This is a genomic window from Selenomonas sp. ND2010, from assembly GCF_000702005.1.
Lineage (GTDB): Bacteria > Bacillota > Negativicutes > Selenomonadales > Selenomonadaceae > Selenomonas_A.
Window position 1 is genome coordinate 1 of sequence record NZ_JNKI01000035.1, and the last position, 20,158, is coordinate 20,158.

At 50.2% G+C, this 20,158-nt stretch carries 16 protein-coding genes and 2 pseudogenes; 11 read left to right on the top strand and 7 right to left on the bottom strand.

The features are described 5' to 3' along the window. Both tnpA and T504_RS0110780 read right to left on the bottom strand, forming a co-directional pair. On the bottom strand, window positions 1-329 hold a 329-nt coding region (tnpA, locus tag T504_RS0110775; RefSeq protein ID WP_033171087.1), incomplete at its 3' end, for an IS200/IS605 family transposase. Window positions 330-574: 245 nt separating this feature from the next. Beyond that, complete coding sequence (locus tag T504_RS0110780; RefSeq protein ID WP_033171088.1) at window positions 575-1,639, bottom strand: M24 family metallopeptidase; 1,065 nt, start codon at window positions 1,637-1,639, stop codon at window positions 575-577. 259 nt (window positions 1,640-1,898) lie between these two features. Between T504_RS0110780 and T504_RS0110785 the strand changes: the two genes are divergently transcribed. From T504_RS0110785 to araA, 4 genes are read left to right on the top strand one after another with little or no spacing between them, the layout of a single operon-like run. Continuing rightward, window positions 1,899-3,320 (top strand): sugar porter family MFS transporter, encoded by a 1,422-nt coding sequence (locus T504_RS0110785; RefSeq protein ID WP_033171089.1) that lies wholly within the window; start codon window positions 1,899-1,901, stop codon window positions 3,318-3,320. Window positions 3,321-3,354: 34 nt separating this feature from the next. Next, the gene (locus T504_RS0110790; protein WP_033171090.1) at window positions 3,355-4,965 is read left to right on the top strand and encodes a xylulokinase; all 1,611 of its coding nucleotides are present in this window, start codon (window positions 3,355-3,357) and stop codon (window positions 4,963-4,965) included. Window positions 4,966-5,002: 37 nt separating this feature from the next. Continuing rightward, a complete protein-coding gene (locus T504_RS0110795; protein ID WP_033171091.1) occupies window positions 5,003-5,731 on the top strand; it encodes an L-ribulose-5-phosphate 4-epimerase in 729 nt (242 codons plus the stop codon). A gap of 49 nt (window positions 5,732-5,780) precedes the next feature. Further along, a complete protein-coding gene (gene araA / locus T504_RS0110800) occupies window positions 5,781-7,205 on the top strand; it encodes an L-arabinose isomerase (RefSeq protein ID WP_033171092.1) in 1,425 nt (474 codons plus the stop codon). A gap of 462 nt (window positions 7,206-7,667) precedes the next feature. On the opposite strand, the gene T504_RS0110805 is transcribed toward araA, so the two are convergent. From T504_RS0110805 to T504_RS0110820, 4 genes and pseudogenes are all read right to left on the bottom strand, one after another. Next, a complete protein-coding gene (locus T504_RS0110805; protein ID WP_033171093.1) occupies window positions 7,668-8,276 on the bottom strand; it encodes an SAP domain-containing protein in 609 nt (202 codons plus the stop codon). Between the two features lie 89 nt (window positions 8,277-8,365). Further along, window positions 8,366-8,860 (bottom strand): nitroreductase family protein, encoded by a 495-nt coding sequence (locus tag T504_RS0110810; RefSeq protein WP_231473903.1) that lies wholly within the window; start codon window positions 8,858-8,860, stop codon window positions 8,366-8,368. An 88-nt stretch (window positions 8,861-8,948) separates the two neighbouring features. Further along, window positions 8,949-9,230: pseudogene (locus T504_RS0110815) on the bottom strand (transposase); the annotation flags it as partial. Between the two features lie 107 nt (window positions 9,231-9,337). Next, window positions 9,338-10,651, bottom strand: coding sequence for an S-layer homology domain-containing protein (locus tag T504_RS0110820; protein ID WP_033171095.1), 1,314 nt, complete (start codon window positions 10,649-10,651; stop codon window positions 9,338-9,340). Window positions 10,652-10,954: 303 nt separating this feature from the next. On the opposite strand from T504_RS0110820, the gene T504_RS0110825 reads away from it, so the two are divergent. Continuing rightward, window positions 10,955-11,821 (top strand): MurR/RpiR family transcriptional regulator, encoded by an 867-nt coding sequence (locus T504_RS0110825; protein WP_033171096.1) that lies wholly within the window; start codon window positions 10,955-10,957, stop codon window positions 11,819-11,821. A gap of 188 nt (window positions 11,822-12,009) precedes the next feature. Then, complete coding sequence (locus T504_RS0110830) at window positions 12,010-13,359, top strand: PTS sugar transporter subunit IIC (RefSeq protein WP_033171104.1); 1,350 nt, start codon at window positions 12,010-12,012, stop codon at window positions 13,357-13,359. Between the two features lie 79 nt (window positions 13,360-13,438). On the opposite strand, the gene T504_RS0110835 is transcribed toward T504_RS0110830, so the two are convergent. Continuing rightward, a complete protein-coding gene (locus T504_RS0110835) occupies window positions 13,439-14,458 on the bottom strand; it encodes a LacI family DNA-binding transcriptional regulator (RefSeq protein ID WP_033171097.1) in 1,020 nt (339 codons plus the stop codon). A 545-nt stretch (window positions 14,459-15,003) separates the two neighbouring features. On the opposite strand from T504_RS0110835, the gene T504_RS0110840 reads away from it, so the two are divergent. From T504_RS0110840 to T504_RS0110860, 5 genes and pseudogenes are all read left to right on the top strand, one after another. Then, complete coding sequence (locus T504_RS0110840) at window positions 15,004-16,023, top strand: ABC transporter substrate-binding protein (RefSeq protein ID WP_033171098.1); 1,020 nt, start codon at window positions 15,004-15,006, stop codon at window positions 16,021-16,023. 162 nt (window positions 16,024-16,185) lie between these two features. Then, window positions 16,186-17,694, top strand: a complete 1,509-nt coding sequence (locus tag T504_RS0110845) for a sugar ABC transporter ATP-binding protein (RefSeq protein ID WP_033171099.1) — start codon at window positions 16,186-16,188, stop codon at window positions 17,692-17,694. After that, on the top strand, window positions 17,694-18,767 hold the full coding sequence (locus tag T504_RS0110850) for an ABC transporter permease (RefSeq protein WP_033171100.1): 1,074 nt from the start codon (window positions 17,694-17,696) through the stop codon (window positions 18,765-18,767). Before T504_RS0110845 ends, T504_RS0110850 begins: the two co-directional genes overlap by 1 nt. Then, complete coding sequence (gene yjfF, locus T504_RS0110855; protein WP_033171101.1) at window positions 18,764-19,810, top strand: galactofuranose ABC transporter, permease protein YjfF; 1,047 nt, start codon at window positions 18,764-18,766, stop codon at window positions 19,808-19,810. Before T504_RS0110850 ends, yjfF begins: the two co-directional genes overlap by 4 nt. Before the next feature lie 125 nt (window positions 19,811-19,935). Then, window positions 19,936-20,158 (top strand): annotated as a pseudogene (locus T504_RS0110860) (IS5/IS1182 family transposase); the annotation flags it as partial.

The following is a 20,158-nucleotide window of genomic DNA, read 5'->3' on the forward strand; positions in this document are numbered from 1 at the left end:
CAATAACTTCTCGACCAAAACATTTCTTTCCACAGCTTGCGCCTAACCTCTGGAAAATCTTTTTTGATTAGCCTAGAGCTGGCACTTTTATAAGCATTGATGAATTTCGACAGCTCTGTATTAGGATGAGCACGGAACATGATATGCACATGGTCTTGGTCGTGATTCCATTCCTCCAACGTAATGTTGTATGATGAGCCAATGCGAACAAAAATATCTTTAGCATATTGGCTCATTCGGTCAGAGAATACCTTGCGACGATACTTCACTACCAAAACCAGATGATAATAGAGTAAGAACACTGAATGGTTATTGTTGTCTAATTCCATAGTATAATAAGTCCTTTCTCTTTTACGACTGATTATACTACCCAATAAGACAAAAAGCAATTGTATGGCTCAATTATTTACGTAAATTCGCCATACCCGCCTTCATCCCCCACCTAAGAGGTGGAGGACTTCTCGCGGGTTAGGTTAAATAGGTGACAGATTACCGTTATTGCAAATAAACAGGATAAACAAAATAGGCTGTGCTGCCCCCTTTAGGGAAAGGGGACAGCACAGCCTATTTTTGGTTAAATCGTTTGTAATTTTTTCTCGACGTGATTGAGAATCTCGCAGCCGTCTTCCGTGACGATGACGAGATCTTCGATGCGGACGCCGAAGCGGCCTGGCAGGTATACTCCTGGCTCGATGGAGAAGACCATGCCGGGGACGGTGAGGGCTTCATTGGTCGCGCTGACATCGCCCTGTTCGTGGTCGGTCTGGCCGATGAAGTGACCGAGGCGATGGTTGAATTCTTTTTCATAGCCATTTTCGGCCAGGAAATCGCGGGCGGCGGCATCGATGGTCGAAAGCGGAATGCCGGGGCGGATGATGGCCTCGGCTTTTTCGTTGGCCTGCCGCACGAGGTCGTGAACCTTGGTAAATTCTGGGTCAGCCGGCTGTCCGATTACGAAGGTACGGGTCATGTCGGAGCAGTAGCCCTTATAAACACATCCCATATCGATGAGCACGCATTCGCCGTCTTTTATGGTCGTGTCATCGGGCTCGTGGTGTGGGTCGGCGGCGTTGGCACCGACGGAGACGATGGTCGGGAAACTCGGCCCCGATGCGCCTTCGGCTAGGAAGGCTTTATCGATGAAGTCAGCCAGTTCCTTTTCGGTCATGCCCGCCTTCGCGGCGTTAAAGGCCTGGGTGATGACGCGGTCGTTGATACGGGAGGCTTCGCGCATCAGTTCCTGCTCTTCGTCATCTTTGATGGCGCGGCAGTCGTCGACTGCCTGGGAGGCGAGGATGGGCGTGATGCCGGTGCGTTCCATCAGAGGAATCAAGAAGCGCGCCGTAAACGTCTTGTCGATGCCGAGTTTTCCTTTTTGGATGTGGGCGGCAAGCAGGGCAATCTGGTCATCCATGTCGCTGAAACGGACTTCGTTATAGCCGGTATCGGCGACCGAGAAGAGATGATTCAAAAAGAAGGTGTGCTCGCCGTCGGTGCGGATGAGAAACGCATAGAGGCGTTCGAACGGTTCTACGTAGACGCCCGTAAGATAGCGGATACTCATCGGATCGGAGACGAGGAGCTGCGTAAGCCCCATGGATTCCATATTTTTGATAACGCAGGCAATGCGATGGTTCATAGTTTGATCGTCCTTTCGAAAATGATACGGTCTCATTATACTACTTTGCGAAGCGGGCGTCATACTGGGGCGGTGCCATCCGGCAAAATACCTATGTTTTAAATTATCAGAATATATAACACGTTCTTATAAATTTGTAATAAATAAAGAGCAAGAAAAAAGTTGACAGAACAATATCCGTGTGCTATATTAAGAGCATGAAATGTGCTCGAACACAATTTTAAGGATACCACTCAAAACCTATATGGAGGGATATGGAATGAAAACAAGCACGAATAAAAGTGCAGGAAAGAAAATTTCTAGCAAGTTCATATATTTCTTTGGTTCCTTTGGAGGTATTTTATTCGGTTATGATATTGGTGTTATGACCGGTGCTCTTCCGTTCCTGCAGAACGACTGGGGCCTGCAGGGCAATGCCAGTGTCATTGGCTGGATCACTTCCGCCGTTATGTTTGGTGCAATCTTTGGCGGTGCTTTGGCTGGTCAGCTTTCCGACCGTCTGGGCCGTCGCAAGATGATTCTGCTTTCAGCACTTATCTTTATCATCGGTTCGATTCTTTCGGGTATCGCACCGCAGGATGGTTCGCTTTATCTCATCGCTGTCCGCACGCTGTTGGGCTTGGCCGTTGGTGCTGCCTCGGCACTGGTTCCGGCGTATATGTCGGAGATGGCACCGGCCCGCTTGCGCGGACGCCTGTCCGGTATCAATCAGACCATGATTGTCTCTGGTATGCTTCTTTCGTACGTAGTGGACTACCTGCTCAAAGACATGCCGGAAATGATTGCTTGGCGTTTGATGCTTAGCTTGGCCGCTGTACCGGCTGTTATCCTGTTCTTCGGTGTTCTTCATCTTCCGGAATCGCCGCGTTTCCTGGTTCGCGGCGGCAAGCTGGATGAGGCCCGTCAGGTGCTTTCCTGCATCCGTCCAGAGGCTGAAGTGGAAGCCGAACTCATGGATATCCAGAATACTGCCCGCGATGAACAGCAGGCAAAGCAGTCCACGTCGCTTTCTACGCTGGTATCGGGCAAATATCGTTATCTGGTTACGGCTGGTGTCGGTGTTGCAGCTTTCCAGCAGTTCCAGGGTGCTAATGCGATTTTCTATTACATTCCGATGATCGTGGAACAGGCTACGGGTCAGGCTGCCAGCTCGCAGCTCATGTGGCCGATTATTCAGGGCATTATCCTGGTACTTGGTTCTTTGGTATTCCTCGGCATTGCCGATCGTTTCAATCGCCGTACGCTGCTGACGGTAGGCGGCACGGTTATGGGTCTTTCCTTCATTCTTCCGGCAGTTCTCAACAGCTTGATTCCGGGAATGGACCCGATGATGATTGTCTTCTTCCTTTGCATCTATGTTGCATTTTATTCCTTCACTTGGGCACCGCTTACGTGGGTTATTGTCGGTGAGATTTTCCCGCTGGCTATCCGCGGCCGTGCTTCTGGCGTGGCTTCTTCGTTCAACTGGATTGGATCCTTCCTGGTCGGGCTGCTGTTCCCGATTATGACGGCGACGATTTCCCAGGCAGCAGTGTTCGCGATTTTCGGTGTTATCTGCCTGCTGGGCGTAGCCTTCATCCGTAACTGCGTGCCGGAGACGCGCGGTCATACGCTGGAGGAAATCGAGGCAGCTGGTATTCGCCAGCATGAAGTAGAAGGCAAAGCAGCAATGACGCATTGAGTTATTTACCTGGCTACGAGGGGAGAGTTCGCTGATGGAACTTATGAAAAATGCAGCCAGTATTGAGAATGGTGAGACGGCCCTGGGCATTGAACTGGGGTCCACCAGAATCAAAACTGTGCTCGTAAACAGAAATTGTGAAACGCTGGCTTCAGCAAGTTATGAGTGGGAAAATCAGCTCGAGAACGGCATCTGGACTTACGATCTGGACCGGGCTTGGGCGGGCATTCAGACCTGCTTTACACAGGTAGCCGCTGATGTGCGCAGCCGCTATCATGTGCCGTTTACGAAGATTGGTGCCATTGGTGTCAGTGCTATGATGCATGGCTACCTGCCGTTTGATAAGGATGGCAAGCTGCTCGCAGGGTTCCGTACCTGGCGCAATAACATCACGGGCGAGGCCGCTGATGCGCTGACGAAGGAATTTTCCTTTAACATTCCGCAGCGCTGGAGCATTGCGCATCTGTATCAGGCAATCCGCAATAAGGAAGAGCATGTGAAAGACATTGCCTTCCTGACGACGCTGGCTGGTTATGTTCATTGGAAACTGTCGGGCGAGAAGGTTCTGGGCATCGGAGATGCCTCGGGGATGTTCCCGATTGACAGTGCAACGGGCGATTATGACGAAGGCATGCTGGCAAAATTTGCGGCGCTTGATGATGTGAAGCCGTTTAGCTGGTCGCTTAAAGAGATCCTGCCTCAGGTGCTTTCGGCTGGCGAGAAGGCTGGCGTTCTCACGCCGGAGGGCGCAAAGCTGCTCGATCCTTCGGGCAAGCTCGAATGGGGCAGCCTGATGGCTCCGCCAGAGGGCGATGCCGGAACCGGTATGGTCGGTACGAATAGCGTTCGCAAACGCACAGGCAATATCTCGGTCGGCACATCGGCGTTCTCGATGAATGTTCTCGATGCTCCGCTGAAGGAAGTCCATCAGGATATCGATATGGTAACGACGCCGGATGGCGCTCCCGTAGCCATGGTTCATACCAATAACTGTTCCTCAGACCTCAACGCCTGGGTTTCCCTGTTCGGGGAATTTGCCGAGGCTATGGGGCACGGGTTAAAGCCGGATAAACTTTACGGCCTGCTCTTTAACCAGACTCGTCTGGCGGATAAGGATGCTGGCGGGCTGCTCAATTACAGCTGCCTGTCCGGTGAGAATATCACGCGGGTGGAGCAGGGACGTCCGCTCTTTATGCGCACGCCGCACAGCCACATGAATCTGGCAAACTTCATGCTGTCCCAGCTTTATGCAGCCTTTGCCCCGCTGAAAATCGGCATGGATATCCTCGTCCGCGAGGAAGGCGTCAAGACCGATGTGATGATTGCCCAGGGCGGTTTGTTCCAGACCCCGGTCATCGGTCAGCAGGTTTTGGCGGATGCGCTGAACATCCCGATTACGGTTATGGAAACGGCGGGAGAAGGCGGCCCATGGGGCATGGCAGTCCTGGCTGTATTTGCCAAATGGGGCCTGCCGGAGGAGACGTTGGCAGACTTCCTCGACACCCATGTTTTCCGCAATCCGGAGAGCACGACGCTTACGCCGAATGCGCAGGGCGTCGCTGGCTGCCAGCAGTTTATCAAAGCATATCGCGCCGGTCTTGCCGTTGAGAAGGAAGCCGGCACGGCGGTTCAGGAAACGGCTTGAACTTTATAGGGTATCTCAGTAAGAAAGGATTTTGGTCATGTTAGAAGCGTTGAAACAAGAGGTCTATGAAGCAAATATGATGCTGCCGAAACTCGGCATTGTAACCTTTACCTGGGGCAATGTCTCCGGTATTGACCGCAAAGAGGGCCTCTTTGTCATCAAACCATCGGGTGTTCCCTACGAGGATTTGAAACCGGAGGACATGGTGGTTGTCGATATGAACGGTCATGTTGTGGAGGGCGATATGAATCCGTCCAGCGACACGATGACGCATCTGGTTCTTTACAAGGAGTTTCCGACGATTGGGGCAGTGGTTCATACGCACTCTTCTTGGGCGGTTTCGTTTGCCGAAGCCGGGCTTCCGCTGGAAGCTCTGGGGACGACGCATGCCGATACGTTCTTTGGCGATGTACCCGTGACCGAGGCCTTGACGAAAGAAGAAATCGAGTCGGCTTACGAGGAAAATACGGGTCATGTCATTGTCCGTACCTTTAAAGATCAGGGAATCGATCCCGAGGCCGTTCCGGCGGTGCTGGTAAAACAGCATGGGCCGTTTACCTGGGGCCCGAATCCGAAGAAAGCCGTGGAGACGGCCAAAATCCTTGATGTGGTAGCCGAGATGAACTACCATGCGCTGCAGCTCACGCGCGGCGATATCCGGGTACCGCAGTACCTACTGGATAAACATTATTATCGCAAACATGGTGCCAATGCCTACTATGGACAGAATAATGCCAAGTCCAATAGCGGTGCAACGCATCGTTAAATCGTTGTAATGACGAGTATTTATTTGTAAACGGAAGGGAAGAGTTATCATGTTAGAGACGAAGAATTATGAATTTTGGTTTGTTGCCGGCAGCCAGTTCCTCTATGGTGAGGAGACGTTGAAAGAAGTTGCTCGTGATGTGGAAGATATGACGGAGAAGCTCAATGCCAGCGGCAAGCTTCCGTATAAAGTAGTTTGCAAGGGCGTTATGACGACGGCTGAGGGCATCACGAACTTCATGAAGGAAGTCAATTATCATGATGAAGTTGCCGGTGTAATTACCTGGATGCATACCTTCTCTCCGGCTAAAAACTGGATCCGCGGCACGAAGCTCCTGCAGAAACCGCTGCTGCACCTGGCTACGCAGTATCTCAACAACATTCCGTATGATACGATTGATTTTGACTACATGAACCTCAACCAGAGTGCGCATGGTGACCGCGAGTATGGGTATCTGAACTCCCGTCTCGGTATCAACAACAAGATTGTCTATGGCTACTGGGGCGATGAAGAAGTCCAGCAGGAAATTGCGGACTGGCAGGATGTAGCCGTTGCCTATAATGAGAGCTTCAATATCCGCGTCTGCCGTTTCGGCGATACGATGCGCGATGTTGCCGTAACGGAGGGCGATAAGGTCGAGGCTCAGATTCAGCTGGGCTGGACGGTCGATTATTGGCCGGTGGGCGAGCTGGTCGATGTCATCGATGCCATTGATGAGAAAGATGTTGATACGGAGTATGCAAAACTGCAGCAGGACTACACGCTCAATATCCAGCACAACAGTGCCGAGAAATTCGAAGAGTCGGTCCGCTATCAGCTGCGTGAATACCTCGGCATCAAGAAGTTCCTCGATGACAAGGGCTACAATGCCTTCTGCACGAACTTCCAGGACCTCAAGGGCCTCAAACAGCTGCCGGGTCTGGCTGCACAGCTGCTGATGCGTGACGGCTATGGCTTTGCTGCTGAGGGCGATTGGAAACACGCCGCACTCACGCGTCTGTTAAAAATCCTCTCCCATAATGACCGCACGGTCTTCATGGAAGATTACACCCTTGACCTGCGCAAAGGCCATGAGGCTATCCTCGGCGCTCACATGCTCGAGGTTGACCCGACGATTGCCAGCGACAAACCGCGCGTTGAGGTTCATCCGCTGGATATCGGCGATAAGGAAGACCCGGCACGTTTGGTATTCACGGGTGCCGATGGCGATGGCATCGATGTGACGATTGCGGACTTCCGCGATGGATTCCGCATCATCAGCTATCCGGTTGAGTGCCGCAAGGCTGAGGCTGAGACGCCGCATCTGCCGGTTGCAAAACAGCTCTGGACGCCGAAAGTCGGCCTCAAAGAAGGCGCAACGCAGTGGATTAAAGCTGGCGGCGGACATCATACCGTCCTGAGCTTTACGATTAAAGAATCCCAGATTCACGACCTGGCCATGATGTTTGGTACGGATCTCGTTGAAATCTGTTGATTACCCTAAAACTTTCCTAAGTTCCCCTGAGGAGGGCCGTTGGTATAAACCAGCGGCCCTTTTTATATTGGGGAAGGCTGGTACGAAGAAAGTCTCTAGCGGTAGGGGACACAGTATCTATAGAAATTAAAGAAAGCTCATTCGAAATATGAGGATGGGTTAAAAGGAGTATATATTAATCCTATCGGTGATACTAGAAATAGTGCGATTGGTGGTTCTAACTACGGTGGCGGTTATATCAGTCTTACGAAAGGTAGTTTGTTAGTAAACGCTGGTTCTGCTTATAGAAGTGGTGATGGAACTACCACCCCAAAAGATTATAATATTTATGCTTTAAGTGCTATTGCTGCCGATTATGCGCATGAATGTGGTCATTGGTATGTTATTGCCCCCGTTATATTTGCAATTTTCGCCTAGTAAACATGCACTAACGCCTATGACCATACAACTTTTTCCTTTATATCATCCTAAAATATGCTTATATTCCTCCAGCAACTCACGGGAATATTCTTTCTTCATATCAGAATCTCTGACAATCTTCCATAATGTAGCCGCTGCCTTCAACCTCTCGTTATATACTTTAGTTGTCTCATCTTCACAAAAGTCTTTGACAAACTTGTTCCATTGAAGAGCAGATTTGTCATAAACAACATACGATTTTTTACCATAATAGACATCTAGCAAATCACCAAGTGTAAAGCTTTCATCACCATTTTCCTTTACTGCTTTTGCAGTAGCAACCATATCTACCTTGAAACTAAAACTTTCTTTCCCAGTCTGTTGTCTAAAAAATTCTCTAAATCTGTTACCGCAATTAAACCCACACTCGATCACTCCTGTATCTAAAGTAAGATTTGTAACTACAGCCTTCTTTTTTGGTCTTACGACTTTCTTTGCAGGTGAAATCTTCTCTCCAGAAAAATAAGCTTTAATAACTGCGTTCAACTGTACCTTACTACTTGGAGCTTTTAAACCATGGGCCTTACATATTTTTATTAGCTCATCCCTATACCAATAATACTTACTGAATTCTTCAAAATCCTTTATGTTATCAAATTCTGGTCTGTCCATTTATACTGAATACTCCTTCTGAGAATATTACAATCATATTGTTATCAAGAATCCTGTTCTGCAGAACATGAAAAAAAGATTCATCTAAATCAGATTTCCGTATACGTAGCTTTCCTTCGCGGTCTTGCATCTGGATTTTCATCTGCATAGCCCACTATTATGATTCCAGTTACATAATCTTTATCCGTTAATCCTAGTAAATTTCTCATTTCATCCTGCTCATACCAACCTGTCCAGCATGTAGCTAATCCCATATGTTGTGCCTGTAATAAAATATGAGTAATAGCTATTGCGCTATCTCTAATGGTACGCTCCATACTATCGTCTTTACGATATGTTGATTTTCCTACACAAACAATAAACACAGGTGCTTGAAGCATCCACTTTTGATTATGGTCTAGCTCACAAATCTTCTCTTTCATTTCTTTTGATTTCACAACAATGAAATCCCATGGCTGTTCATTAGAACCGGAAGGTGCCAATGAAGCAGCTAATATCAAATCACTTATTTGCTCATCTGTAACTCTTGTTGATTTATACTTTCTGATACTTCTTCGATTCAGAATTTCAGGTAAAATATCCATGATTTCTCCTTTTTTTATTCAAATCTGTTTCTATTCATAATCACTATTTTGGTCTTAAGTCAATAAAGTGGACACCGAAAGTGCGACTTTACGCCGCACCTTCTGCATGAACTGCAGCCGGTGTCTTGTAGCCTAAGCTACTATGAGTTCGCTGGCGATTGTACCAGGACTCGATATATTCAAAGATGCTTTTATAAGCTTCTTTTGAATCTTTGTAAAAACGCCGATAGATTTCTTCCTTTTTTATCAAAGAATGAAAGGATTCTATACAGGCATTGTCATACGGGCAGCCCTTACGGCTGAACGAATGAAGAATTTTATTTTCAGCAAGGTATTTTTCGAATACTTCGCTTGTGTACTGGGTTCTCAGAACCAAAAGGTGAATGAATATATTAGTTCTTTGTTCGGATCTTTGGATTCTTAATACAAAAGGCCTTTGCAGGTGAGGGCCTGCAAAGGCCTTTTGCTGTTAGGGGATTAGAAGTGGAAATCGAATTGGGTGCGGAAGAGGTGGCGTTTGGCATCTTTGGCTACGCCGGCGATGCTTCCGGAGTGGTTGTATTTCTGATCGGAGTAGAAGGTCTCCCATACCACATCTTTCCAGGGGATGTATTTTACACCGAGGATATATCCTTTGGTATCCGTTGGCAGGGAGCCCCATTCGTCATCGTGGGAGACATCGCCATAGCGGCCAAAGTCGATATAGCGGGCATAGAGGCTCCAGTCGCCGCGTTTGGTCGAATCGACATCGCGGTAGTCGACGCGGAATTCCTTACTGGTCTTGAAGTCGTAGGCATTCGTGCGGACATAGGTACCGTAGAGCGTCACATCTTTGGCTACTTTGGCGCGCAAATCAAGTCCTGCCGCCCGGCTCATCATCTGATTGCCGCGGGTGCCGTGCTCGCCTCGGTAATTCTTGTTGCTCATATACGTGAGTGACCCATCGACAATGCCGAGGCGGCCGGTGATGTTGGCACCGTAGAGATGCGTTTTTTCGCCGTCTGGCATGGTGATGAGATCGCCTTGACGCGGACGCAGGCCAAAGCCAGAGAGGCTCCATTGCGGCGTGAAGTTATAGGTGAGCTGTGCACCGTCAGCGGCATGGCCGAAGATGACATTCTGATAGCCGTAGCCCCACCATTTCGTACCGAGTACCGCGCCGAGTTTTTTCGTCGGCTGCCCCTCGACCCAGATGCGCTGGAAGGTACCATCCTGATCGTCGGATTTGGCATCTTTTCGCCAGGACTGGTTTACCGTATACCCTTTACGCGTCTCGGACTGGAAGTGGGCTTCCCACTGATTGCCGACTTTCATGCGGCCTTCGAGATTCATATAGAAGTGCTTGTTGTTGTTTTGGGAGCCCACATCTTTCGTCGAGGAATCGTGGTCATATTTTGCCCGGACAAAACCCGAAAGTTGGATTTTATCCACTTTCTTCTCGAGGCTCGTCATGCGTTCATCCATCCGCGATAATTCGCCATGATATTCACGCTCGAGTTTTTCCAGTAATGCCTGGTCGGCGGGGTTGACACTGCCCATTTTATTCATGGCCCGTGCGACGACGGCGGCCATTTCATAGCGGCTCATGGAACGGTTGCCGGCGAAGGTGCCGTCACCGTTGCCCTCCAGAACTCCATCCTTTACGAGCTGGTCGATAGCGGCATAGCTCCAGTGTCCGGCCGGGACATCCGTGAAGCTGGCGGCGCCTGTTTCCGGTGCTGCCATGGCCTGTCCGCTGACTGCTGCCGTAATCGCCATTGCCGTAAGAAGGCTGAGTGTCTGTTTTTTCATTGTGAATCGCTCCTTAATTTCTTCGTTACCAATTTCATGCTCATTTGGTCAAGAGGTTTGGAGCGCATGTCGCTTTGCCTGTGACAAAACGAATCATAACACGCGGAAAAGCAATAGGCAATACGACGAAGCGATTGTGAGTGTTTGTTTCAGAAAAAAATACGAATGTGCATAGAACTTATAAACCGCGTTTCAAAATCTTTCGTATGAAGCGGGGTTTGCTTTAATCTTGTTATAAATGAAGTCGGTTATGCTATAATGAATGTGAATTTGAGAGGATGAGAGGTTCGACTGGAGGTATTTATGCGATTACTCAAGATTATGCAGGAAAATGAACGTTTTTCGCAAACGGAACAGGCTATCGTACAATATATGCTCGAACATCCCAAGGAAGTTGCTGAGCTGACAACACGGGAAATTGCCGCGAAAACTTATACCAGCCCGGCAGCTGTTTTTCGTCTGACCCAAAAATTGGGGCTCAAGGGGTATAACGAATTCCGCATCAAGTTTACCAGTGAAATCAGCCGCGTGAATCCAGAGTCATTCAGCATCCGTCATCGTCCGGTCACGCAGAAGGATAAGCCGGAAGATGTTGTCCGCAAGATTGCAGCTCTTGAGGTTGAGGCGATTGAAGAAACGAAGAATGAATTTGACATCGGCCAGCTTGAAGCAATCTTAACCCGCATGGAAAAGGCGGAGGTGATCGATATCTATGCGTATGACCAGAACTATGCCTTGGCGCAGATGGCGGTTTACAATTTTATGCAGGCGAAACTTCCTGTCGTGGCCTATAACTCCATGAACAGTCAGATTTCCTCGGCGCTGCTGGCCGATAAAAAACACCTGGCCATCATCATCTCCCGTTCCGGGGAAAATCGCCGGCTGATACGGCTGGCTGAGATTTTAAAGCGCCGCGGCGTTCATACGGTGCTCTTGACCGTGTCGCCGCATTCGCCGCTGGTCAGCCTTTGCAGTGAATATGTCTATATCGCTAACACGACGAATTTCCTGGATCTGGGCGGCATGCTCTTTTCGGTAGGGGTCCGTTATTTCATCGATACGATTTTTGCGATGCGGCTGGCACGCCGTTATGATGAGATCGAATCCTTTACCGACCAGTTCGATGATGCCTGTGGCAGCCAGTACGATGACAAACGCCGGATTTGGTGATATCGGGGCGTTGTTTCGAAACCAAGAGCCGTTTTGATATTTTTTGCGAAACAAACGAACAGAAGAATCCAAAGCCGTTGAAAACGCGAAAGTGTTTTGTTATATTGTTCTCGTCAAGAGGCTTTGGCCTCATTCGCACTCGCTTTGCCAGCGAAATTGAATTGGAGAATGAAAAAGGAGCACTTATCATGGACAAACAAGCGATTTTCGACAAGTTTGTAGAGTTTATGGGACGCTTCGCAGAAATCCGGGCCGTGGCAGCGCTGCGTGATGGTTTCATCATGACGACGCCGTTTACCGTCTGTGGGTCGGTTTTCCTGCTTATTGCGAATCTTCCAATCCCGGGGTATCCGGAATTCATGGCGAATTTGTTTGGCAAAGATTGGACGGCACCGCTCAATGCAGTGGCTGGTGGCACGTTCAGTGTATTAGCACTTATTGCGGTTTTGGCTATCACCTATAAATACGTCGAGGCTGAGGGCTGCGATGCCATTATGGCGTCAATCCTTTCGCTTTCTACGTTCCTCATCGTTTTGCCGCCGACGGTCATGTCGAAAGGCGGTGAAGCCGTGGGCGATGTCATTCCGAAGGCCTGGGCTGGCAGTAATGGTGTCATCACGGCGATTCTCGTGAGCTTTGCCGTATCGGCAATTTTCTGCTACTGTGAGAAGCACCATTTGGGTATTAAGATGCCCAGCACGGTTCCTGGTGGTGTCTCGCGGGCTTTTGAAGCCCTGACGCCGGCCTTCCTGTTGTTCCTTGGCGGTTCGGTCATCTATGGTGTTTTCCACTATGTTGGGGCAACGACTTTCCCGGAATTTATCTTCAAAGTATTGCAGACGCCGCTGCAGGGCCTCTCGGATACCCTTATCGGTGGTTCGATTATCGCAGCCCTTCAGTCCATCTTGTTCTGGGCGGGCATTCATGGTCCGAATGTTGTCGGTGGCGTTGTGAGTCCTATCCTTATTGCCAATTCCTTGGATAATCAGGCACTCTTGGATGCTGGTCAGCAGCTCATGGACAATCCGGCCGCTAAAATCATCACGTGCCAGGTGAATGATGTGTTCATCAAATCCGGTGGCTGCGGTTTGACTTTCGGACTGCTCATCGCCTCCTGGCTTTGTTCGAAATCCTCGCAGATGAAATCGCTTACGAAACTGGCTACGGTGCCGGGCTTGTTCAACATCAATGAGCCGATTATCTTCGGTCTGCCAATCGTATTCAATCCGTTCCTTTTGGTGCCGTTTGTGCTGGTGCCGCTGTTCGCTCTTTTCATCACCTATGGTGCGATTGCCGTTGGGTTTATGGCGCCGTTCTCTGCCGTACAGGTACCTTGGACCACGCCGCCGATTTTGGCCGGTCTCCTGCTGGATGGCTGGCAGGGCGCCGTTATCCAGATCATCAATCTCGTCATGGCGACGGCCGTCTATCTGCCCTTTGTACGGGCGCAGGACCGACATATGCTGGCGGAGGAAAAAGCGGACGCCGCTTCCGAAGATGTTTCCACCACGAGTGATATTCCCCTTCACTGTGGGTGAAACTATAAATAATTTTTTCTGCTTCCTAAAATAAGACAAAAACTCCCTGGGATGATTCGTATCCCAGGGAGTTTTTGTCTTATTCTTCTACATTTTCGAGAATGCGGATTTCGTTGCGCATCAGATATTTTTTCTGGTCCGGGCGGAAGCCGTTCACCAGATAGTCGAAGACGACCTGCATCGCTTTGCGCCCCTGCTGGCGCGGGTGCTGGTAAATGGCTGCCTGGATGATGTGATCGTGCATCATCCGAATCGTGGAGGGGATGGTGTCAAATACGACCATCACGATATCGCGGCGGTTTTTGGCCATGACAGCCCGGGCGGCGCCGTACGCACCGGAAGAAATGATGAACAGCGCATTGGTTTCCGGGTGTTCCTCCAAGAGCTGCCGGGTTTTTTCATAGGAAATCATGTCATCGTCTTCGTTTTCGTGAACCCCCGTAAGCTGGAAGTCTTCGGTCTTTTCGAGGACTTCGAGGAATCCCTGCAACCGCTGGCGATGGCCCTGCATGCTTAGTGAGCCCATCAGGACGCCGGCATGGATGCCCGGTGGGGCAATCATCTTGAGCAGTGCGCCGGCGGTGCGGCCGCCCTGCAGGTAATCCGTGCCCACATAGCAGTGGCGGCGGCAGTCATCCACGTCGTTGTTGATGGTCACGACGAATATTCCGCGAGCTACGAGGTCGTTGAGTTTTTCGATAACGCGCGGCTCGTTTACGGGGTTGATAATCAGCGCATTGACTTCGCTGGCGAGCTCGTCGATGATGCTGCATTGCTCCTCGACGTTAAAGCCGCGCATGCTGCGCCAAAGGACTTTCATGCCGTAGTTTTCGTATTTTAGCGCTGCTTTTCGCATGGGCAGCAGCACATCGTCGAAGAAGGGGACCCCCTCGGATGCAATCAGCACGCCGACAACGGGATTCTTCTTGCGGGCAGCCAGCGCCTTGCCGGCGGGGTTTGGCTGATAGTTCAGCTTTTTTGCGGTTTCCAGGACCAGCTGACGTTTCTCGGGTTTTACGTTGCCGCGATTGTTGAGGACGCGGTCGACGGTTCCGCGGGAAACACCGCACAGTTCAGCGATTTGTTTTATCGTAACCATGGGGATGAACCTCCGTGTTGTAAAATGATGATAGAATATATTTTTCGCGGTATTCGAGGAATAATCCTGCACGAGCACAGTTTTTTTCGAAAAGATAATCCTGAAAAAAATTTTCGGAGAAATGGCAAAAAATCAGGATTCATCGGCAGACGGCGCTGGTGCTGGGACGCTGGTGTTCGTGCACACGATAAAGAACAAGATAAAACGTTTTCTAAACTATAACAAAGAATAAAAAATATGTTGACAACAAAAAGGGGAACGTGTATTGTAATAGCAGAGAACAAAAATGGTTCTGTGGCAAGGATAAGGGGTTATTTTTACCGTTGGGGGCAGTACTGTTTTTTATATCGTCTGATTATTGGCAATAAACAGGATTGTTTGTAAACTATTCTGTGCACGAGAACAGAAAACAGAGAAACGGGAATCCTGAAACCGGCGAAGAGGTCTTTCCTGGAGAAATGAGGTGAAGGGCAGCGGGAAAGATTCGGAGCAGAGCCGAAAAAAATGTACTGGTTTTTAGTACGAAAAGCAAAGGAGACGAAAACATGAAAAAGATCATTGCATTACTTTTGGCAGCAGCTATGATGGTCGTTGTCGCTGGCTGTGGCGGTGAACAGTCAGCAAGCAGTGGCAGCGGCTCAGGTTCAGGTGGGAAACAGATTACGATGGGCTTCTCCCAGATCGGAGCGGAATCCGAATGGAGAACGGCGAATACGGAATCCATCAAACAGGCAGCTAAAGATGCAGGCATCAACCTGCAGTTCTCGGATGCACAGCAGAAGCAGGAGAACCAGATTAAGGCAATTCGTTCCTTTATTGCCCAGGGCGTTGATATCATCGCTTTCGTACCAATCGTCGAGACGGGCTGGGATACGGTCCTGAAAGAGGCAAAAGATGCCAAGATTCCGGTCATCGTTGTTGACCGTGACGTCAAACTCAGCGACGATTCTCTCTATGTGGCCAAAATCGGTACGGATTCCGTTAAAGAGGGCAACAACGTCTTCAAATGGATCGATGAGTACATGGCCAAAGAGAAAAAGACTCCGCGTGATGGCGGCAGCCAGTACAATGTCGTAGTCCTTGAAGGTACGGTTGGTTCCTCCGTAGCAATCCGCCGCCAGGAAGGCTTTAAAGATGCTATGGCAAAATCGGCCAATGCTGGTAAATACAACCTGCTGGCTTCTCAGACGGGTGAATTCACGCGGCAGAAAGGCCAGGAAGTCATGGAGTCCTTCCTCAAATCCTATGGTCCGAAAATCGATATCCTCTTTGCGCATAACGATGACATGGCTCTCGGTGCCATCCAGGCAATCGAGAAAGCCGGCCTCAAACCGGGCAAAGACATCACGATTATCTCCATCGATGGCGTAAAAGGCATGTTCCAGGCTATGATCGATGGCAAGGCTAACTGCACGGTTGAGTGCAACCCGCTGCAGGGACCGCTGCTCATGGAAACGGCTAAGAAAATCCTCGCTGGTGAGAAAGTCGAAAAACTCGTCTATGTCGATGAAGGCGTATTCCCGGCAGATGTTGCCGCTAAGACCCTTCCGGATCGCAAATACTAATACCTGTTTTCATCCATTCATATAGGTTAGGATAAAGGGCCGCGCCCGCTTCGTATGAGTTCGGACGCGGCCGTTTTATCCATATCGAACAGATAGCAATCATTTTCCTTATTCCTATCTTATTCCGATGATCATTCAGTTTCCTGGTTAGGGGTGACGATTATGGCACAAGCTTTATTGGAGATGCGGTATATAGATAAGGTATTCCCAGGCGTTAAGGCATTATCAAACGTCAATTTTACGCTCCACGCTGGGGAAATCCACTCCCTGATGGGGGAAAATGGCGCTGGCAAATCGACACTGGTCAAGGTTTTGACCGGGGTATATCAGCGCGATGGCGGTACGATTGTGATGAATGGCAAGCCCATTTCACCGAAAACGCCGAAAGAGGCGCAGGAATGCGGCATTTCGACGGTGTATCAGGAGGTAAATCTCTGCTCGAATCTCACGGTAGCAGAGAATATCTTTATTGGCCGTGAGCCGAAAAAACACGGCTTTATTGACTGGAAAACAATCAACCAGCGGTCGGAGCAGCTGCTCGCGAAGCTGGATGTTCATATTGATGTGACCAAGACCCTCGATAACTATTCGGTCGCCTTGCAGCAGATGATTGCCATTGCCCGGGCGGTCGATGTCGATGCGAAAATCTTGATTCTTGACGAGCCGACGTCGTCGCTCAACGAGGAGGAGACCAAGCATCTGTTCAAGATCATGCGGCAGTTGCAGCGGCAGGGGATGGGCATCGTCTTTATCTCCCATTTTCTCGACCAGATTTATGAAATCTGCGATCACGTTACGGTGCTGCGCAACGGCGAGCTCGTCGGGGCCTATGAAATCTCGAAACTGCCGCGGCTCGAACTCATCGCGAAAATGGTGGGCAAAGACCTGAGCGCGGTCAAGGATATGGATAAATTTGCCGAAAAGAGCACGCCGTCGGAGGAGGTATTCCTCGATGCCAAGGGGATCGGTGCCATCGGCAAGCTGCGGGAGGTGGATGTCACCATCCACAAGGGCGAAGTTATTGGCTTTGCCGGCCTGCTGGGCTCCGGCCGTACGGAAACGGCGGAATTGCTTTTCGGCATCGAAGCGATCCACAAGGGCTCCATCCGCATCAATGGGAAGGAAATCAGTCTGAAGACGCCGATGGATGCCATGAAGGAAAAAATCGGGTTCTGTCCGGAGGACCGGAAGCGCTCGGGAATCATTGGCGATTTGTCCGTACGGGAAAATATCATTCTGGCGATGCAGGCCAAAGACGGCATCATGCATCACATTCCCTACGAGGAGCAGTGCAAGATTGCTGACGACTGTATCAAGCTGCTCAAAATCAAGGTTTCTGACCGCGAACAGCTCGTAAAGAATCTGTCGGGCGGAAATCAGCAAAAGGTAATCATTGCCCGCTGGCTGGCTACCCAGCCGAATCTGTTGATCCTCGATGAACCGACGCGCGGTATCGATGTGGGGACCAAGACGGAAATCCAGAAGATGGCGATTTCCTTGGCCAAGCAGCGCGGAATGTCGGTCGTATTCATCTCCTCGGAGATGGATGAGATGGTCCGTACCTGCACCAAACTGGTGGTCATGCGCGACCGCCGCAAGGTGGCAGAGCTGACCGGCGATGATATCAGTTCCGACGGTGTCATGAAAGCAATTGCAGGAGGTGCGGCCTGATGGATATGCTGAAAAAATTTGCGGGAAGCTCGCTGTTTTTGCCGGTAGTAGCCCTGCTGGTGCTGCTCGTATTCAATACGATTTTTGTCGATGGGTTCCTGTCGATACAGCTGACCGAGGATGGCAGGCTGTATGGACGTCTCGTGGATATTTTGAACCGTTCGTGTTCGCTCATCATTTTGGCTCTCGGCATGACCTTCGTTATTGCGACGAGCGGTATCGATATTTCGGTTGGTGCGGTGGTGGCTATCTCGGCCGCTGTAGTCTGCACGATGATTGGCGGCCGCGGGGATGGCGTGGCTCAAATGCCGATGGCCCTGGCTGTGCTGGCCGCTATTGGTGTTGGCGTACTCTGCGGCATGTGGAACGGCTTATTGGTCGCGAAATTCAAGATTCAGGCCGTGGTAGCGACGCTTATCCTTATGACGGCCGGACGTGGCGTGGCCCAACTCATGACCGAGGGACAGATTATCACGGTTTATTATAAGCCCTTTGAGTACATTGCCGGTTTCTTGCCGGGGATGCCGCTGCCGACGAATATTTTCATTGCGCTCGCAATGGTTTTGCTGGTAGCGGTGCTGATGAAGAAGACCAGTATCGGCTTATTTGTCCAGTCTGTCGGCATCAATGCAACAGCGGCAAGGTATGCCGGCATCAACGTAACGCTGGTCATTTTCCTCGTCTATGCTTTTTCGGGGCTTTGTGCTGGTGTTTCGGGGCTGATTGAAAGTTCGCTTATCCGTGCCGCTGATGCCAATAATGCCGGCCTCAATATGGAGATGGATGCTATCTTGGCTGTCGCACTCGGTGGTACGCTGCTTTCGGGTGGCAAGTTCTACATCGGTGGTTCGGTTATCGGTGCGGTTACGATTCAGACCCTTACGACGACGATGTATGCGCTGGGCGTATCGGCTGACCAGCTGCCGGTAGTCAAGGCCATTGCGGTAATTATCATCTGCCTGATCCAGTCCAAGAAGGCCCAGGAGATGTTTGATGCGTGGAAGGCGCGCCGGATGTCAAAACAGAACGGGAAAAAAGCTTCCGTTGATGGAAAGGTGGCGGAGCAGGCATGAAAAACAAGTTGAACCATCTCATTGCATCCAAATATTTTTCTTTCTTCGTTACGGTCTTGCTGTTCGCAATCCTCTATGGAGCGGGCATTGCCATGTACAAAGGCTTTATGCGTCCGCAGGTATTTTTGAATCTGTTCATCGATAATGCGGCGCTGATTATCGTCACGGTGGGCATTACGTTCACGTTGATCATTGCCGGCATCGATTTGTCGGTGGGCGCAGTGCTCGCTCTGGTATGTATGGTGCTCGCTTGGCTGCTCGCCAATACGGGCCTGCCCGTGGGGCTCTGTGTCCTGCTCGTCATGGTGATGGGCACGGTGTTTGGCGCCGCGCAGGGCTATATCATATCGAAGTTTGATTTGCAGCCCTTTATCATTACGCTGGCCGGCATGTTCTTCTGCCGCGGCCTGACGGCCGTTATCTCGCAGGATACGATTCAGATTGAGAATCCAACCTGGGTCGCGTTGGCCAGTTACCGGGTAGACCTTGGCGTCGGCTTTGTATCGATTGGTGCCATCGTCGCCTTGCTGACGATTGTCGTGGCCGCTATCGTGCTGGGGTATACGAAATTTGGGCGCACGGTATTTGCCATCGGTGGCAGTGAGTCCTCCTCGGCCCTCATGGGGCTGCCGGTATTTCGCACGAAGGTTATGGTCTATGCGATTTCGGGCTTCTGCTCGTCTTTGGGCGGCCTTGCCTACAGCTTGATTATGCTGACGGGCTATAACCTGCACGGTCTCGGCATGGAGATGGATGCCATCGCTTCCTCAGTCATCGGCGGTACGCTTTTGACTGGTGGTGTAGGCTTCATCCCCGGGGCACTCGTCGGTGTACTGATTCAAGGCGTTATCCTGACGTTCATCAGCTTCCAGGGAACACTTTCGGCCTGGTGGACGAAGATCGTGGTCGGTGCCTTGCTCTGCGTATTCATCATCATGCAGGCTTTTATCACGGAGCAAAAGAGCAAACTGTCCTCTAAGAGCTCCATGGAAGACAGCAGTGAACCCCCCGTTCAGCCAACGCCAAGCGGGGCAGGAAGTTAAAACAATTTTATAGTATATGCTTAAAGGGGCTGTTGCACGTAATGTGACGTGCAGCAGTCCTTTTTCATGTGCAAAAAAATAATCCCGGGGCTTGAATGCCTCGGGATTAGGTGTAGAATTTAGATATGCAAAAACCAAATTCACAAAAAGATTATACGTCTTTTGAAGGAAGCTATCAAGTATTTCTTCCATTTAATCTTGAATTTCAGATTGGCAAAGATGACCCCGTCCGCCTGCTTCGCCATTGTATTGGGGGTATGGATATTACGGCACTGGAAAAGACCTATCAGCGAATAAATCGAAATTTGGCGTCGCCAAGGCAGATGTTGGCCATCATTGTCTATGCCG

Coding starts and splice junctions, on each gene's coding strand:
- T504_RS0110780 (WP_033171088.1), bottom strand. CDS start 1,639: ATGAACCATCGCATTGCCTGCGTTATCAAAAATATGGAATCCATGGGG.
- T504_RS0110785 (WP_033171089.1), top strand. CDS start 1,899: ATGAAAACAAGCACGAATAAAAGTGCAGGAAAGAAAATTTCTAGCAAG.
- T504_RS0110790 (WP_033171090.1), top strand. CDS start 3,355: ATGGAACTTATGAAAAATGCAGCCAGTATTGAGAATGGTGAGACGGCC.
- T504_RS0110795 (WP_033171091.1), top strand. CDS start 5,003: ATGTTAGAAGCGTTGAAACAAGAGGTCTATGAAGCAAATATGATGCTG.
- araA (WP_033171092.1), top strand. CDS start 5,781: ATGTTAGAGACGAAGAATTATGAATTTTGGTTTGTTGCCGGCAGCCAG.
- T504_RS0110805 (WP_033171093.1), bottom strand. CDS start 8,276: ATGGACAGACCAGAATTTGATAACATAAAGGATTTTGAAGAATTCAGT.
- T504_RS0110810 (WP_231473903.1), bottom strand. CDS start 8,860: ATGGATATTTTACCTGAAATTCTGAATCGAAGAAGTATCAGAAAGTAT.
- T504_RS0110820 (WP_033171095.1), bottom strand. CDS start 10,651: ATGAAAAAACAGACACTCAGCCTTCTTACGGCAATGGCGATTACGGCA.
- T504_RS0110825 (WP_033171096.1), top strand. CDS start 10,955: ATGCGATTACTCAAGATTATGCAGGAAAATGAACGTTTTTCGCAAACG.
- T504_RS0110830 (WP_033171104.1), top strand. CDS start 12,010: ATGGACAAACAAGCGATTTTCGACAAGTTTGTAGAGTTTATGGGACGC.
- T504_RS0110835 (WP_033171097.1), bottom strand. CDS start 14,458: ATGGTTACGATAAAACAAATCGCTGAACTGTGCGGTGTTTCCCGCGGA.
- T504_RS0110840 (WP_033171098.1), top strand. CDS start 15,004: ATGAAAAAGATCATTGCATTACTTTTGGCAGCAGCTATGATGGTCGTT.
- T504_RS0110845 (WP_033171099.1), top strand. CDS start 16,186: ATGGCACAAGCTTTATTGGAGATGCGGTATATAGATAAGGTATTCCCA.
- T504_RS0110850 (WP_033171100.1), top strand. CDS start 17,694: ATGGATATGCTGAAAAAATTTGCGGGAAGCTCGCTGTTTTTGCCGGTA.
- yjfF (WP_033171101.1), top strand. CDS start 18,764: ATGAAAAACAAGTTGAACCATCTCATTGCATCCAAATATTTTTCTTTC.